The sequence below is a fragment of the Bradyrhizobium sp. HKCCYLRH3059 genome (genome assembly GCF_051168035.1).
Classification (GTDB): Bacteria; Pseudomonadota; Alphaproteobacteria; order Rhizobiales; family Xanthobacteraceae; genus Bradyrhizobium.
This window is the reverse complement of sequence record NZ_JBNPUF010000001.1, coordinates 378,303-394,472: the sequence shown is the minus strand read 5'-3', so window position 1 is coordinate 394,472 and position 16,170 is coordinate 378,303. Positions and strand designations below refer to the sequence as shown.

Below are 16,170 nucleotides of genomic sequence, written 5' to 3'. Positions count from 1 at the left end.
TTCGCGCGCTCAGGCCGGCGAGAAGGTCTGCACGAAGGCGCGCACCGTCGCGGAAACCTTGTCCTCCGAGACGTGCCAGGCGGCGCCGTCATCGGCGGCGAAGAAGCTGGAGGCGTTGGAGCCGGCCCAGCGGAACACCTCGAACGATGGCCAGTACCAGATGTCCTCGAGGTTCGAATTGTTGACGACCTCATGCGCGACCAGCCGCATCGTGCTCTTCGACAGGCAGTCGGCCTGCACCACCGATTCATATTCGAACGAGGTGAGCAGCGGCACCGGCGACACGGTGACGATCACCTTGATGCCAGGCCGGATGCTGCGGATGAACTCGATCAGATAGAGCACGTTGTCGACGTTCTCCTGCACGCCGGCGGTGCGGAACTTGTACTTCTCGGCCAGCGCCCGCGAGTTCAGCGCGGTCGGCCGCGGCAGCACGAAGGCGCCGGTCTCGCGGTCGAAGAACGCCGCGGCGACGCCGAGCGTCAGGATGAAGACGTCGGCCTGCTTGATGACGGCGAGCGTATTCTCCTTGCTCGATCCCGGCGGCAGCAACTCGACGATGCGCTCGCGGATCTCCGGATCGATCTGGGCGTCGCGCAGCCAGTCGACGAACACGCGGTTGGCGAAGGTCGTGTTGATGTACTCCGAGATCTCCATGTGGTGGCTGGCATAGCCGCTGTCGGTGAGGCTCTTGGAGAGGTTGCGCGCGAAGCACGAGCCCATGGTGAAGAAGCGGGTGCTCTTGTCGAGGAATTTCGGCGCGGCCGCGAGGTTCACCGCGATGTGGCTGGTGATCAGCGTCTGCAGGTCGCCGAGGAAGTCCTTGGTCTCCGGATAGCGTCCGACCTTGGCGCGGCCCTTGGCTTCCTTGGCCTTGCCCTTCTTGGCGTTCGACCGCGCGAGCTCCAGCGTCTCGCGGTTGATCGGGTTGTCATAGGCCGGGTTGAGCTTGATCGCCTTTTCCAGCGCCGCGACCGCTTCCTCGAATTCGTTGCCCTGGGTCAGGATCTCGCTGAGCGAGAAATAGTCGGCGGCCTGGTTGGAGGCTGCCGCGAGCTTGCGGAACAGCTCCATCGAGCGCGTGAACGGGCCGACATGGCTGCAGCGCACGGCGGCGCTGCGGATCAGGTGCAGATTGCCTTCGGTGGCCTGCTCAAAGATCTCAGGGTTCTCGTCGAGGATCGCCAGCATCATGTCGCGCGCTTCGGCGCGCTTCTTGTGTGAGCCGTCGTCGATCAGCTGCGCATAGATGAAGCGCGCGTTGATGTCCTTGGGGTCGAGCTCGAGCAGCTTCTGGAACGCGAGCTGGGCGCTGACGAAGTCCTTGTCCTCGATGTATTTGTAGGCGAGCGTCCGGATCTGGCCGACGATGGATTGAAACTGGGTGTGGCTGTCGAGGGCAGTCGTGCTCATGTCGCGGGTTCGCCTTTGTCTCGCGTTGCGTCTTCGGCCGTTGGTCCGGCGCCGCTGCCGGCAGCCGGTGCATCGCCAGTGCCGGTCGAATCGTCACGTGCACAGGCGCCATGCCCTTGCGAGAGACGTCCCACCATGACCTCTGGATACTGATCGCCACCGGCTTGGCCGCTGGCGTACGCCCGAGCGCAACCGGCACCTGCGGGATTCGAACGCGACGGACGCGTTCGTCCGGATCGCCGCCAGCCGCCAGTGCGGGCATTCATCCCGCCGCTCGCGCCGAACGATGGCGCGATTTGGGTTAAGCAATTCTTAACCGGCAAATGGAGCGCGGCGAGCGGGCGCGTCAGGAAAGGAGAGACGGGGACGGAAGGAGAGGCTGGTGCCGCAAGAGGGACTCGAACCCCCGACCCCGTCATTACGAATGACGTGCTCTACCAGCTGAGCTATTGCGGCGAACCATAGCGGCGAGCGCCCGGCACGAGGCCGGACGACGCGGACGCGCTCCTGATATCGGGCGGACGGCCCGTTGGCAAGGACAACGCGCGCGGCCGCGGCTCCGAAACGAACCGTTGTGACCGGGACGGCGGGAGGGCCTGACGGTCCTCAGCCGCCGAACCGCGACCAGAACCCGCGCCAGCCGCCGGCCTGGGCCTTGGGCGCGATCTGCTCGGCGAACTCGTCGCGGGGCTGGTCATCGTCATCGACACCGGGATCGTCCGGCGGCCGCATGATCGGCACGATCGCCTGGATCGGCGTCTCCGCCGGCCGGGCGAGATCGTTGCGGGTGCGGAACAGCGGCGTCGGCGCGGCTGCCGCCGTCTCGGCCGGCTTGGCGGCGACCGCGTTCGGCTCGGCCTCCGTCTCCGGCTCCGATTCGGCCTCGACGGGACCCGCGGCCTGCAACGGCGGCGCCGGCTCGGCGGCGACGGCCTCGATCAACCGGCTATCCTCAGCCATGTCCACAGGGATATCCACCGGCTTGTCGACAGGCTTGTCCACGGCCTCGGCCGGTTGTTCGGCCTGCTCGGGATCGGCCGCGACCACCGGCCGCGGCGGCTCGTTGTCCTGCAGCGCCGGAGTGATCACCACGGCCTCGCGCGGCGGCTCGACCGCGGCTTCGGCCACGGTGGGCCGGGCCGGCGGCGCCAGCACGGCTTCGGCGAAGGCCGAGCTTTCGATCACGCTGCTGCGCTCCGAGGGCAGGCTCGCCACCGGCGTCTGCCATTGGAAGGCGTCGAGCCGGCCGGTGACCGGCGAGATCGGCTGCCAGCGATCGCTGACATAGCCGTCCGCGGTCCAGGCCGGGTCGTGGCGGGCGCGCACCGCGCGCAGCGCCCATTCGCGCGCCTTGCCGGCGTCGCCATGCTCGGTGCGCTCCAGCTCGGCCATCAGCATCGCCACGCGCTGGGTCGGATCCTCCGTGAACGGCGCCAGCGCCTCGCGGGCGCGGCCGAATTCGGCGGCGTCGATCGCCGCGCGCGCCACCGCCAGCGCGCCTTCGACATGGCCGGGCGTCCGCGCGGCCAGGTTCTCCACCCGCGCCAGCCGCTGCGTGGCCGAATCGCCGAGCCGCACATGGGCGTAGGCATCGGCGAGATCCGGATGCGGACACGCCGCCCAGGCCGCCTCGATGATCTTCATCGCGCGCCGCACCTGGTGCGCCTCGCTCTCGAACTTCGCCGCCAGCACCGCGGCCGGCACCAGTGTCGGCGCCAGCTTCACCGCCTCCATCGCGCTCGAGCGCGACAGGTCGCGATCCCCGGTCTCCAGCGCCAGCGCGCGCGCCGTCAGCAGCACGCCGCGCTGACGGCGGTAGGTCGGCTTGTCGATCATGCCGGCGGTGTAGTTGCCGTCGAGGATCGAAAGCGCTCCGTCCCAGTCGGCCTCGGCGCAGCGGAAGCCGAGCACGGCATGCGAGGCCCAGGTGGCGTTGGGCGCCAGCCTGAGCGCTTCGTCGGCGATCATCACCGCGGCATAGGCGTCGTCGGCGCGCTGCGCCTCGATGAACAGGCCGCGCAAGCCGAGCAGGCGGGTGTCGTGGCGCTCGGCCATGGCGCGGAAGGCGCGCCGGGCGCCGTCGCGGTCGCCTTCGAGCTGCGCCGCCTGGGCGTGCAGGAGCAGCGTCAGCGGATCATCGCCGGCCAGCCGCTTGGCGGTGTCGGCGTGCTGCCGCGCCGCCGTCGAATCGCCCTGGCCGATCGCCAGCAGGCCGTGGGTGATGGCGTGGCGGCCGCGCTGATGCCGGCGGGCGCGATGCGCCTTGCGGATGCGGCCGGGCGCCCGCAGCAGTGCGCTGATCAGGTTCCAGACCAGCACGCAGGCCGCGATGGTCAGGCCGAGCGCGAGCACGAACACCGGCAAGGTCATGGCGATCCGCCACGGGCCCCAATTCAAGACGACGTCGCCGGTCTGCTCGGCGACCCAGGCCGAGCCCGCAGCGGCGAGCCCGACCAGGATGAGGAAAATGACGATCCGGAACATGTGCGTCCTTGGGCGTCCTATTGCGCGGGTTTGGCGAGCGCGGTCATCGCGTCGTCGGCGAATTTGCGGGCGGTCGACAGCGCGGCGTCGCGGGCATCGGCGCGTGCGAGCCAATCATTGGCGGGGGCGCGATCCTCCGGCGAGAGACCCTTCAGCTCGCGGCGGGCCTCGGCGAAATCGTTGCGCAGCGCCGCCGCGGTGATCCGTGCCACGACCGCGCCGCGATCGGTGCCGGCGCCGTCGGTACGTTCGACCTTGACCAGGCTCGAGGCGCCGGCCGAGAGCTTGCTGAGGATCGAAGTCCCCGTGGTGCTCTCGGGCGCCGGCGGCGAGAGCTTCGGCACGATGGTGAGCAGCTCGCGGCTCAGTGCCGCGGGGCTCGGCACGCCGGTCGTGGCGAATGCCTCCAGCGGCTTCAGCGCGGCCGCGTCGGGCGCCAGCGATCTGGCGGTGGTCAGCGCCGCTCCATAGGGATCGCCGTGACGCACGGCGACGTCGAGCAGGGTCGCGGCGACCACGCGGCGCAGCGGCGCATCGTCGGCCGGCTTGGCCGCCTCTGAGAGCTTGGCGCGCTCCTGTGCCAGCGCCGCGCTCTGGCTCTTGCTCGCCCGCTCCAGCGCGTCGATGCGCGCCGTCAGGCCGGAGAGATCGATCGGCTCGGGTGCGGGCGCCGGCGCGGAGCCGTCGCGCGGCTGCGCCCGGACATCGTTGAGGGCTGCCACGGTCTTGTCGGCCTGCGCGCGCAGGCCGGCGACGTCGTTGCGCAGCGCTGCAATCGTCTTGTCGGCGGCATCGAGCCGGCCGGTCACGGCGCCGTCCGGCTTGCCGACGCGCTGCTCCAGCCCGGCGACGCGGGAGGTGAGCTCGTCGATAGCGGCGGACTGCGGCGAGATCGCCGAGGGCGGCTGCACGGGCGGCCAGCCGAGCATCCAGCCGACGCCGATCACCAGCGCGGCCGCGGCCGCGCCGGAGAACGGTGCGATGATCCAGGGCGACACCGGACGCGGCGGCGGGGGTGGAGGAAGCTCGGCGTGCGGCGGCTCGGCCGCGGCGACCGTCTCCTCGGGCGTCTCGCTGGCGGCCGATTCCGGTTCGGCGTCACCGGCGCCATGCGGATGCGACTGGCTCGCCGCGCCCGACGACCCCTCGGCCAAGGCTTCGGCCGGGGCCGACCAGGGCGACGTGGTCGGCCGCTCGGCCGCGCTCTCGCTGGCCGACGGGCGCTCCTCGCGCGAGGTCGGCTCCAAATCGATGGTCGGCGGTGGCCGTTTCGGCCGCCCGGTGTCGGAGGCCGGTGCAGCGGTGTCGGGTTCATCGACCATGGTGGAAGTTCCCTGGCTGAGGCAAGATTGAGCAGGCCCTCTTACGCCATTCACGACCGTAGCGCACGGGTCAGGCCCTCCAGCATGTCGTTTTCATCCGGATGCGCCGCGATTGTGACCTGGGTGGCGCCGGCCTCGCGCAGCACCTCGGCGACATTGGCCGACAGGCAGCCATGCGGCACCGCCAGCGCCGAGATTTCGACGCCGTCGGCGCGGATGGCCGCCACGAACGCAACCGCGCTCCGCCGCGAATAATGCAGCACCGCCTCGATCCGGTTGGCTGCGAAGGCGTCGCAGACCTCGCGCGGCAGGGTGGTCACCTGCGCCATGCGATAGACGGTCTGGGTGATCACATCGAAGCCGCGCTCGGCGAGCTCGGAGGCGAGGTCGCGCGAGATGTCGGCGCCGGCGAGATAGAGCAGGGTGGCCCTGGCCTCGATGACGCCGCTGTCTGCGATCAGGTCGCGCAACGCGGTCGCATCGGCCGCGGCCGAGATCACCTGCGTGAAGCCGGCCTCGCGTGCGGCTGCGGCCGTCCGGTCGCCGACCGCGAACAGCGGCAGGCGCAGCAAGGCGGACGCCCTGAGCTGCGGCGCCGCCGCGCGCAGCGCGTTCGATGACGTCACGATCAGTCCGGCGGCATCGCCGCCGACGTCCGGCGGCAGCGCGACCGGCTCGAAGCGCAGCATCGGCGCCAGCAGCACCTCGAAGCCACGCGCGCGCAGGGCGCTCGCGGTGCGTTCATTGTCCGGGGCGGGACGGGTCACCAGCACGGCCATGTGCTATGCTCCCGTCGACCACGGATCGGCCGGGCTGCAACGGACGGACGATTGCACCTGGCGACCTCGTGGTGTTAGGCGGTTCTGCGCACTCATAATGACCAAAAGGGTTGAGATTGGGTAACGAATCGCAAACGCTCGTGCTGGGCATCGAAACCACCTGCGACGAGACCGCCGCGGCGGTGGTGGCGCGTGATTCGGACGGCAAGGGGCAGATCCTTTCCAATGTTGTGCGCTCGCAGACCGACGAGCATGCCATCTATGGCGGCGTGGTTCCCGAGATCGCCGCGCGCGCCCATGTCGACATGCTCGACCATCTCATCGACGCGGCGATGCGCGAGGCCGGCATCGACTATGCCGCGCTCGGCGGCGTCGCGGCGGCGGCCGGGCCGGGCCTGATCGGCGGCGTCATCGTCGGCCTCACCACCGCCAAGGCGATCGCGATGGTGCACGACACGCCGCTGATCGCGGTCAACCATCTCGAGGCGCATGCGCTGACGCCGCGCCTCACCGATGCAATCGACTTCCCCTATTGCCTGTTCCTGGCCTCCGGCGGCCACACCCAGATCGTCGCGGTCGCCGGCGTCGGCGATTATGTCAGGCTCGGCACCACCGTCGACGACGCGATGGGCGAGGCGTTCGACAAGGTCGCGAAGATGCTGGGTCTGCCCTATCCGGGCGGACCACAGGTCGAGCAGGCCGCGCGCAACGGCGACGGTCAGCGCTTTGCCTTCCCGCGTCCGATGCAGGGCCGCAGCGATGCCAATTTCTCGCTGTCCGGGCTGAAGACCGCCGTGCGTAACGAGATCAGCCGGCTCGGCAAGGTGAGCGAGCAGGACATCGCCGACCTCTGCGCCAGCTTCCAGGCCGCGGTGCTGGACTCGACCGCCGACCGCCTGCGCGTCGGCCTCGATCTGTTCAAGCAGCGTTTCGGCGCGCCGACCGCGCTGGTGGCCGCCGGCGGTGTCGCCGCCAACCAGGCGATCCGCGGCGCACTCGACGATGTCGCGCAGCAGGCCGGCACCCGCCTGATCATGCCGCCGCCGGCGCTGTGCACCGACAATGGCGCGATGATCGCCTGGGCCGGGCTGGAGCGGTTGGCGCTAGGGATGGTGGACGGCATGGACGCCGCGCCGCGCGCGCGCTGGCTGCTGGATGCCAATGCCAGCGTGCCGGGCAAGTTCGCGAATACGCGGGCGGGGTTTTGAGGGTGATGGAATTGCTTTTTCATCCTGCACGAAGCGGCTGGATCGCCCTCGGCTGTGATGTGGCAAGCTCCTGCACCATACGCGGTGCGCTCCCCTCCCCCTTGCGGGGAGGGGTCGGGGGTGGGGGTGGCTCCATAAAAATTCTCGCTCGTGGCACCCCCCTCCCCAACCCTCCCCCGCAAGGGGGGAGGGAGCGCAGCCGAATCCGCGGCGAATGACTCGTTTCCAAACGATCTCCATCGTCGGCGCCGGTGCGTGGGGCACGGCGCTCGCCGCCGTCGCCGCGCGTGCCGGCCGTGAGGTCACGCTCTACGCGCGCGACAGCCACCACGCCGCGCGCATCTCTGCTGCCCGCGAAAACCCGCGACTGCCCGGCATTCCGCTCGCCCCCAGCATCGCCGTGACCGCCGATCTCGCCGAGGCCGCCCGCGCCGACGCCGTTCTCATCGTTGTCCCCGCCCAGCATCTGCGCGGTGCGGTCATGCATCTCGCCCCGCTGCTCCGTCCGGGCACGCCGCTCGTCGCCTGCGCCAAGGGCATCGAGCACGGCACCCATAAATTCATGACCGAGGTGATCGCGGAGGCCGCGCCGAACGCGATCCCGGTGATCCTGTCCGGCCCGAGCTTCGCCGACGACGTCGCGCGAGGGCTGCCGACCGCGGTGACGCTCGCCGCGCCCGACGAGGCGCTCGCGGCCGACCTCGTCCATGCGCTGGGTTCGCCGACCTTCCGGCCCTATCATTCGACCGACGTGCGCGGCGTCGAGATCGGCGGCGCCGCCAAGAACGTGCTGGCGATCGCCGCCGGCATCGTTGCCGGCCGCAATCTCGGCGCCTCGGCGCTGGCGGCGCTGACCACGCGCGGCTTCGCCGAGTTGGTGCGGCTCGGCCGCGCCTATGGCGCGCGCAGCGAGACCTTGACCGGCCTGTCCGGCCTCGGCGACCTGATCCTCACCTGCGCCGGTCCGCAATCGCGCAACTTCGCCGCCGGCCTCGCGCTCGGCCGCGGCGAGCCGCTGCCCGCAGGCAAGCTCGCCGAGGGACAATACACCGCGCCCGTGCTGGTCGAACTCGCCACCTCGCGCGGCGTCGAGATGCCGGTGGCGCAGGCGGTCGCCGCCATTCTCGCCGGCACCGTGACGATCGATGCCGCGATCGAGGCGCTGATGATGCGCCCATTCAAGGCGGAGGAGTGAGGGCCGCCGCGCGACCGACGTCATCCAGCACGACGCTCTCTCCGCCGTCATGCCCGCGCTTGTCGCGGGCATCCATGTCTTGGATAATGCGCCGAGCAGTGCGACGTGGATGGCCGGGACCTCCCAGCGCTTCGCGCTTTTGCCTGGCCAGGACGAGTGGAAAGAGACGACCATCATGAACTACTGGCTGGTGAAATCCGAACCCTCGGTATGGTCGTGGGACCAGCAGGTGGCGAAGGGCGCGAAGGGGGAGGCCTGGACCGGCGTGCGCAACTACACGGCGCGGCAGAACCTGGTGGCGATGAAGAAGGGCGACCTCGCCTTCTATTATCATTCCAACGAGGGCAAGGAGATCGTCGGCATCGCCGAGATCATCAAGGAAGCCTATCCTGATCCGACCGACAAGACCGGCAAGTTCGTCTGCGTCGACATCAAGGCGCACAAGCCCTTCAAGACCCCGGTGACGCTCGCCGCGATCAAGGCCGACAAGATGCTGAGCGAGATGGCGCTGGTGAAGCAGTCGCGGCTGTCGGTGCAGCCGGTCACGCCTGCGGAATGGAAGCACGTCTGCAAGCTGGGCGGCGTGTAGGGGCGCAAGGGCTTGTGAGACGCGCAAGGCGTTAGCGCTACTCGTGGTAGCTCCGGACCTGCGGCTGCCATGGGTAGGCTGCGTCCTTTCAGGCGCCGCGCGATGATGCTACGTTCAGTTGTGGCAGGGAGCACCTGCTTCCTGCTCCATACCGAACAGGAGACCGACATGTCTGACAGCGTCTACAAAGTCATCGAGCTGATCGGTACCAGCAGCGAATCTTGGGAAAGGGCAGCTACCAACGCCGTCGAGCAGGCGGCGAAGACACTCCGAGACCTGCGTGTCGCAGAAGTGGTCCAGCTCGATATGCAGCTCGACGCGAAGGGGAAGGTGGAAGCCTATCGAGCCAAGCTCAACGTGTCGTTCAAGTTCGAAGGCGCATGAGCTGACCATCGACTTGCGTTGTCGTTCGCCGGACTATCGGCCCGCGGCAAGGTTTGAGCCTGCAATCCGGTGTCGTGCCCGGCATCGGGGGCATGACCGTGGACGTCTCGGTTCGGCTTCCCGGGGATGGCGAGGCGGGACGGACCACAAGCCTGTCATACGGAAATTGCCCGTCGCGCCGGTTATGTCGCAGGGCAGCGCCGCTGCATGACGATCGGGAGTTCGGATCAAAGATCGAGACCTTTCTTCCTCAGTTCATCGACCATCTGCTTCCTGATCTCTTCGCCGAGAGCTTGACCAAATTTCTGCCCGGCAATGCTCGACTCCTGGGTGACGGACGGCAGCTTCTGCAGGACTCGTTGACCTGTCGGGGTCCTGTAGAACTCAGCCATGGTCCTGAGGTCGTCCGCCGAGAAGTTCCTGGCATAGACGACCGCGATCGCATCCGAGAATTCGGAAACCCTGCCCTGAAAGGCCTGGGTGAACTTCGGGATCAACGCATCATATTGCAGAGCGACCTCGGCGCGCCCCTGGACGATCGTCGGTCTCAGGTTCTTCAGAATGATCGGCAACAGGGCTGTCGCCTGGTCATTCATATGCATCACGGAGACCAGCTCTTTCGCGGCCGCCAAGGACTCCTGTGATGTCGCTTGGGCTCTTGCCGATGGCGGCGTTGCGGCGGTGAGCCAAATGGCGGAGGCGACGACTACGTACCGACAGCGATGCTTCATCCTGATCCCCCATGTGCCGGCTGCAGCGGCGATCGCTGTTACGGCCGGGTTCCAATTCTTAAGATCAGCCGGAGCCAGCGAACAGTACCGCTAAGCTGTGTTTTCTGCCGCTGCAACCGGATTGGCATCCCCGCGCTATTGTGCGGATCAAAGCCTGCTCTGTTGCCCGTCGGGCAGTTTCCGCATTCCCGACATGCGCGAGTTGCCCGTCGTGTTAGTTTGTCGCACGCTGTCGGCATTGCACCGTCGGGCAAATCACCTGCACATTTCCGCACGTCCCTGCTGCCGCATGAGGGACGTTTCGCGACCGTCACGGATCGTTGGCAGTGGGATGCGATGGGCGTGGGTCGACGCAGCGTGAGCTGATCGCGCGGACGAACGGCGATGCACGCACGGTCAAGTCGCGCGGTCCTGATATCCCGACGCTGATATCAAGCGGGTGCCGATACCCTCAGCGTGTCGCGCTCGTGATGGTGGCCAGACAGCCCGGCGCACCAGGGAGAACGCGAAGCAGCCGTTAAAACCAATCGCGCAGGGAGGGCCGGGTGTGTTCGGCCAGACCTGTGGTGCCTGCCGCCAGCATTTTCTTTCGCTGGCGGGCCACGGGCGCGGCCAGCGCCCGGCCTTCCCTGCGCCCTCTGTTTGAGGAGGGCGATAGTTTCAGCACAGCTCGGGCGCGGATGCGTCGCGGGGTGAACACGCACGTATTCAACTCTGTCTCGAAGGCAACGCTGCCAACGCCAACCTCCGCCGTCGTCCCTGCGAACGCAGGGACCCATAACCACAGGGTTCAGTTGTTTTGCACGGGACTCGCCGCCTGCCTCTTACAAACATCACGCGGTATGGGTCCCTGCGTTCGCAGGGACGACATCGGCTATTTGGCGCGCGCTCGGCCCTCACGATCCAAACAAAAAGAAAGGGGCCCCAGCTTGCGCTGGAGCCCCTCAACGGTCAGGGCATTGCCGGGTATTTGCCCGAACCGAAGTTGCGGACCTGGTCGCGTACGACCAAGTCCCGGGAGAACTCAGTAGTTGTAGGCGCGCTCGCCGTGGTCGGTGATGTCGAGACCCTCGCGCTCCTGCTCCACGGTCGGGCGCAGGCCGATGATCACGTCGACGACCTTGTAGAGGATCGCCGAGCCGACACCCGACCATACCAGCGTGGCGACGACAGCCTTGATCTGCGCCAGCATCTGCGTGGCGAAGTCGTAGGTGCCGGCGTTGTTGCCGGTGATGTTGGTGTAGTCGGTGATGCCGACGCCACCCAGGGCCGGGTTGACCAGGATGCCGGTGGCCAGAGCGCCGATGATGCCGCCGATGCAGTGCACGCCGAACACGTCGAGCGCGTCGTCATAGCCCAGCGCGTTCTTCACGGTGGAGACGAAGAACAGGCAGACCGGGGAGACGATCAGGCCGAGCACCAGCGCGCCGATCGGACCGGCATAACCGGAGGCCGGGGTAACGGCGACGAGACCGGCGACCGCGCCCGAGCAGATGCCGAGCAGCGACGGCTTGCCCTTGACGGCCCATTCGCACAGCAGCCAGGACAGCGCCGCACCGGCGGTCGCGACCATGGTGTTGACGAAGGCCAGGGCGGTGACGCCGTTCGATTCCAGGTTGGAGCCGGCATTGAAGCCGAACCAGCCGACCCACAGCAGCGCGGCGCCGATCATGGTCATGGTCAGCGAGTGCGGAGCCATCAGCTCCTTGCCGTAGCCGGTGCGCTTGCCGATCAGAACCGCGCCCACCAGACCGGCAATGCCGGCGTTGATGTGAACGACGGTGCCGCCCGCGAAGTCGAGAGCGCCGGCGCCGGCGAGCCAGCCGACAGCACCGGTGACTTCGTCGAGCTTGGCCTGGGCGGCGGTCTTGGCGGCAGCGTCGCCAGCGGCAGCGAGAGCCTTGGCAGCAGCAGCGACGTCATCGGGAGCGGCGATGTACCAGACCCAGTGCGCGATCGGGAAGTAGATGAAGGTCACCCAGAGCAGGATGAACAGCATCACCGCCGAGAACTTGATGCGTTCGGCGAAGGCGCCGACGATCAGGGCCGGGGTGATCATCGCGAAGGTCATCTGGAACACGAAGTAGGCCAGCTCCGGGATCACCACGCCGTTCGAGAAGGTCGGAACGGTCGAGTTGGCGTCGACGCCGTGCAGGAAGGCCTTGGAGAAGCCGCCCACCCACGAGGTCATGCTGCCGCCGTCGGTGAAGGCGAGCGAGTAGCCGTAGAGCGTCCAGACCACGCCGACCATGGCGACGATGGCGAACACCTGGGTGAGGACCGAGGCCATGTTCTTGGTGCGGACGAGGCCGCCATAGAACAGCGCGAGGCCGGGGATGGACATCATCAGGACGAGCGCGCTGGACACGAGCATCCAGGCGACGTCGCCCTTGTTGGGAACCGGGGCGGCTGCGGCAGCGGCGGCAGGCGCGTCCTCGGCGAACGCCACATCGACGAGGCCTGCGACGCAGAGCCCTGCAATTGCGAGCGTAACCCATCCCGCGCTGGTTGGACGCTTGAACGTCATTTTATTGTACTCCGTAAGTGTTCTGGTTTGAGCGCGAAATCAAAGGGCCGCAGCGTCCGCTTCGCCGGTGCGGATACGCACGGCGTGGTCGAGGCTGATGACGAAGATCTTGCCGTCGCCGATCTGGCCGGTCTTGGCGGCCGAGCTGATCGCATCGATGGTCTTGTCGACCTGGTCGGAGGGGATCGCGACCTCGATCTTGATCTTGGGCAGGAAGCTCACCGCATATTCGGCGCCGCGGTAGATTTCCGTATGACCTTTCTGACGGCCGTACCCCTTCACTTCCGTCACCGTGAGACCATGAACGCCGATGGCGGTCAGGGCGTCCCGGACTTCTTCGAGCTTGAATGGCTTAATGATCGCCATAACAATTTTCATGGGTCCTATCCCCGCTTGGGCCCGGCACGGACGTTACCGAGCGCTTCCTGTCGACTGAGGTTCACCACGCGGAGAAATCTTCACGACGCGGGCACAGCCGGGAGCGATAGAATCAAATGCCGTGCCAGACGGCTGGTCAGGGCTAACGAGCGGTGAATCCTGACCTTTTCACCCCTCGGGAGGGGCAGCAGGGGCTGCGCTATTCCGTCGCGCTCAAGGAATGGGCAGGTATGCGCAAAAGTTGCGCATGTCAGGCTCAAGACACAATGCTGCTCAGCGCGCGGGCAGAATCCTGCGGCGCCGAACAGGTCAATTGGCGTCAATTGCTGCAGCTATTGCAGCGCCTCGCCATGCTGGGAGATGTCGAGTCCTTCCAGCTCGTGCTCACGCGACACCCGCAGCGGCACGAAGGCGCTGACCAGCTTCAGGAGCCCCCAGGTGACGCCGCCCGACCACACCAGGGTGACGGCGACGCCGTAGAGCTGGGCCGCAAGCTGCTTCGGGTTGCCCTCGATCAGCCCCGCCGTGCCGCCGATCGCGGCGGTCGCGAACACGCCGGCCAGCACGGTGCCGGTGAGGCCGCCGACGCCGTGGACGCCGAACACGTCGAGCGAATCGTCATAGTTGAAGCGGTGCTTCAGCGAGGTGCAGGCCCAGTAGCAGATGATACCGGCGAGCGCGCCGATCACCAGCCCATGCCAGGGGGCGACGAAGCCGGACGCGGGCGTGATGGTGCCGAGGCCGGCCACCGCGCCCGAGATCATGCCGAGCACAGACGGCTTGCGCCGCGTCGACCATTCCAGCGCGCCCCAGGTGACGGCGCCGGCGCAGGCGGCCAGATGCGTCGTCAGGATCGCCATCACCGCATGCGCATTCGCCCCGAGCGCCGAGCCGCCATTGAAGCCGAACCAGCCGACCCAGAGCAGGCCGGTGCCGACCACCGCGAGCGACAGGTCGAACGGCGAGAGGTTCTCACTGCCGTAGCCCTGGCGGCGTCCCATCACCAGCGCGGCGACCAATCCCGCGGTGCCCGCGGAGAGATGCACGACGAGACCGCCGGCGAAGTCGACCACGCCGGCCTGAGCGAGAAAGCCGCCGCCCCAGATCCAATGCGCCAGTGGCACATAGACGAAGATGAACCATGCGATGCTGAACAGGAGGTAGGCGGAGAAGCGCATGCGGTCGGCGACCGAGCCCGCCACCAGCGCCACCGTGATGATCGCGAACGTCATCTGGTACAGCATGAACAGCGACTCGGGGATCGTCTTGGCGCCGGGATGGACGCTGTCCATGCCCATGCCGGCGAGGAAGGCGCGGTCGAGCGAGCCGATCCAGGTGCCGTCGCCGACGAAGGCCAGCGAGTAGCCGAATGCGACCCACAGGATCGAGATCAGCATCACGGCTGCGAGGCTCTGCGCCATCGTCGCCAGTACGTTCTTCTTGCGCACCATGCCCGAGTAGAACAGCGCCAGACCCGGAATGGTCATCATCAGCACCAAAGCGGTGGCGACGATCATCCAGGCGGTGTCGGCCGGTTCGATCGTGGACGGCGCTGCGGCCGCTGCTGGCGTGGTGAAGGCAATCGCTCCCGCTGCAGCCAATGCTGCAGACGCGCGCAGGCTACGAGACGCGCTGGTCTCCATGACAGTCCCCCCGGCATGTCAGATGTTAGGATTTTGCAGTCCGCCGCGCCGTTGCGGCGGGCGTGCAGCCGTTGCGGCTGCTTGACGGGCTTAGAGTGCGTCGGTGTCGGTTTCGCCGGTGCGGATGCGGCGGGCATGATCGATCGGCGTCACGAAGATCTTGCCGTCGCCGATCTGGCCGGTGCGCGCGTGCGTCGTGATCACCTCGACCGCCTTCTCGGCGATGTCCGAGTTGACCGCGATCTCGATGCGCAGCTTGGGCAGGAAGTTCACGATATATTCGGCGCCCCGGTAGATCTCGGTATGGCCCTTCTGGCGACCGTAGCCCTTGACCTCGGTGACGGTCATGCCGTGGACGCCGATCGCGGTGAGGGCTTGGCGCACCTCGTCGAGCTTGAAGGGTTTGATGATCGCGACGACGAGCTTCATGGGCGGGCCCTGGTTTCCTCAGGTAGGAGCAGCCTGTTTCGGAGGCAGGCTTGGGATGGCCATTTTGGCCTGTTCCTAGGCAAATGGCACAAAATCAGCGCAGCGTTAAGCGAAAACGTCAAGGAGTGACGGATATCACTGAACGGAACGCGACATCGCCCGACAGACTGAAGACGTTTTCCTGCCATCCCACATTCAAGGACATCCCATGTCGAATCGTTCCTGGTATTACGCGGCGCAAGGCCAGCAACAGGGCCCCATTTCGGAAGACGAACTGCGCGACCTGATCGCCCGGGGTGTCGTCACGGCCGAGACGCTGCTGTGGAGCGACGGCATGGCCGGCTGGGAGAAGGCCGGGCGCATTCCCGGCCTGATGTCGGGCGTGCCGAGCATCTCCCCCGGCGTCCCGCCCGCGTTCGAGGCCGGCGTGCCTGCGTCGGGCGGCGCGCTCTCGGTCAAGCTGGACACCTGGTCCTATCTCGGCTGGACACTGCTGTATGTCGTCGGCCAGTTCCTGGTGGTGATCACGCCCTGGACCGCTGTCTATCTCTACCGCTACGTGATCGAGCGTATCAGGGTGCCCGGCCGGCCGAACCTCACCTTCACCGGCCAGCCGCTCGACATCTGGTACGTCTTCATCGCGATGGGCGTGCTGGCCTATGTCGGCCTCAGCGACCGGCCGATCCTCAACCTGATCTCGCTGGTTGCCCCGGCGTTCCTGGGCTGGATGGTGCTGCGCTGGCTGCTGAGCAACCTCGCTTCGAATGGCGAGCGGTTGCCGATCCATTTCGAAGGCAGCCCCGTCGTCTATGCCGGCTGGTACCTGCTGATGATCGTGTCGGGCATCACCGTCATCGGCTGGGCCTGGGTGCTGACCGCCTGGATGCGCTGGGTCTGCCGCAACATCCAGGGGACGCGGCGCGAGGTCGTGTTCACCGGCTCGGGCCTGCAGGTGTTGTGGCGCACCTTCGCGTTCGTGCTCGGCTGCTCGGTGATCATTCCGATCCCGTGGCTGCTGCGCTGGTACAGCGCCTGGTACGTGTCGCAATTCGCGGTCGTCCCGCGGACGGCACAGCCGATGTGATGCG

At 67.5% G+C, this 16,170-nt stretch carries 14 protein-coding genes and 1 tRNA gene; 5 read left to right on the top strand and 10 right to left on the bottom strand.

The window, feature by feature from the left end; all coding sequences use genetic code 11:
- Window positions 1–9: 9 nt before the first annotated feature.
- From ACQR13_RS01845 to ACQR13_RS01825, 5 genes are all read right to left on the bottom strand, one after another.
- Complete coding sequence (locus tag ACQR13_RS01845; RefSeq protein ID WP_434862531.1) at window positions 10–1,413, bottom strand: GSCFA domain-containing protein; 1,404 nt, start codon at window positions 1,411–1,413, stop codon at window positions 10–12.
- Window positions 1,414–1,793: 380 nt separating this feature from the next.
- Window positions 1,794–1,869 (bottom strand) — tRNA-Thr (locus tag ACQR13_RS01840).
- A gap of 150 nt (window positions 1,870–2,019) precedes the next feature.
- On the bottom strand, window positions 2,020–3,897 hold the full coding sequence (locus tag ACQR13_RS01835) for a heme biosynthesis protein HemY (protein ID WP_316169977.1): 1,878 nt from the start codon (window positions 3,895–3,897) through the stop codon (window positions 2,020–2,022).
- 17 nt (window positions 3,898–3,914) lie between these two features.
- Window positions 3,915–5,219: a COG4223 family protein gene (locus tag ACQR13_RS01830; RefSeq protein WP_316173422.1), complete on the bottom strand. Its 1,305-nt coding sequence runs from the start codon at window positions 5,217–5,219 to the stop codon at window positions 3,915–3,917.
- A gap of 50 nt (window positions 5,220–5,269) precedes the next feature.
- Window positions 5,270–5,998 carry a uroporphyrinogen-III synthase gene (locus tag ACQR13_RS01825; RefSeq protein ID WP_315825732.1) on the bottom strand — a complete coding sequence of 243 codons (729 nt, stop codon included), beginning with the start codon at window positions 5,996–5,998 and terminating at the stop codon, window positions 5,270–5,272.
- A gap of 140 nt (window positions 5,999–6,138) precedes the next feature.
- Here ACQR13_RS01825 and tsaD point away from each other — a divergent pair, with 140 nt between their 5' ends.
- The 4 genes from tsaD to ACQR13_RS01805 all read left to right on the top strand — a co-directional run bounded on the left by tsaD (window position 6,139) and on the right by ACQR13_RS01805 (window position 9,374).
- Window positions 6,139–7,206 (top strand): tRNA (adenosine(37)-N6)-threonylcarbamoyltransferase complex transferase subunit TsaD, encoded by a 1,068-nt coding sequence (tsaD, locus tag ACQR13_RS01820; protein WP_316169975.1) that lies wholly within the window; start codon window positions 6,139–6,141, stop codon window positions 7,204–7,206.
- Window positions 7,207–7,420: 214 nt separating this feature from the next.
- A complete protein-coding gene (locus ACQR13_RS01815) occupies window positions 7,421–8,401 on the top strand; it encodes an NAD(P)H-dependent glycerol-3-phosphate dehydrogenase (RefSeq protein WP_315750570.1) in 981 nt (326 codons plus the stop codon).
- A gap of 175 nt (window positions 8,402–8,576) precedes the next feature.
- A complete protein-coding gene (locus ACQR13_RS01810) occupies window positions 8,577–8,990 on the top strand; it encodes an EVE domain-containing protein (RefSeq protein WP_315750837.1) in 414 nt (137 codons plus the stop codon).
- Between the two features lie 168 nt (window positions 8,991–9,158).
- Window positions 9,159–9,374, top strand: a complete 216-nt coding sequence (locus ACQR13_RS01805) for a dodecin family protein (RefSeq protein ID WP_042340486.1) — start codon at window positions 9,159–9,161, stop codon at window positions 9,372–9,374.
- A 227-nt stretch (window positions 9,375–9,601) separates the two neighbouring features.
- Here ACQR13_RS01805 and ACQR13_RS01800 read toward each other — a convergent pair whose 3' ends face one another.
- From ACQR13_RS01800 to ACQR13_RS01780, 5 genes are all read right to left on the bottom strand, one after another.
- Complete coding sequence (locus tag ACQR13_RS01800; protein WP_315729398.1) at window positions 9,602–10,105, bottom strand: DUF2059 domain-containing protein; 504 nt, start codon at window positions 10,103–10,105, stop codon at window positions 9,602–9,604.
- A gap of 1,024 nt (window positions 10,106–11,129) precedes the next feature.
- Window positions 11,130–12,632: an ammonium transporter gene (locus tag ACQR13_RS01795; RefSeq protein WP_315715845.1), complete on the bottom strand. Its 1,503-nt coding sequence runs from the start codon at window positions 12,630–12,632 to the stop codon at window positions 11,130–11,132.
- Between the two features lie 39 nt (window positions 12,633–12,671).
- Window positions 12,672–13,010, bottom strand: a complete 339-nt coding sequence (locus ACQR13_RS01790; RefSeq protein WP_006611147.1) for a P-II family nitrogen regulator — start codon at window positions 13,008–13,010, stop codon at window positions 12,672–12,674.
- Window positions 13,011–13,342: 332 nt separating this feature from the next.
- Window positions 13,343–14,653, bottom strand: a complete 1,311-nt coding sequence (locus ACQR13_RS01785) for an ammonium transporter (RefSeq protein ID WP_315715846.1) — start codon at window positions 14,651–14,653, stop codon at window positions 13,343–13,345.
- A gap of 90 nt (window positions 14,654–14,743) precedes the next feature.
- Window positions 14,744–15,082: a P-II family nitrogen regulator gene (locus ACQR13_RS01780; protein ID WP_172112996.1), complete on the bottom strand. Its 339-nt coding sequence runs from the start codon at window positions 15,080–15,082 to the stop codon at window positions 14,744–14,746.
- Window positions 15,083–15,290: 208 nt separating this feature from the next.
- On the opposite strand from ACQR13_RS01780, the gene ACQR13_RS01775 reads away from it, so the two are divergent.
- Window positions 15,291–16,166 (top strand): DUF4339 domain-containing protein, encoded by an 876-nt coding sequence (locus tag ACQR13_RS01775; protein ID WP_434862530.1) that lies wholly within the window; start codon window positions 15,291–15,293, stop codon window positions 16,164–16,166.
- The last annotated feature ends 4 nt before the right edge of the window (window positions 16,167–16,170 follow it).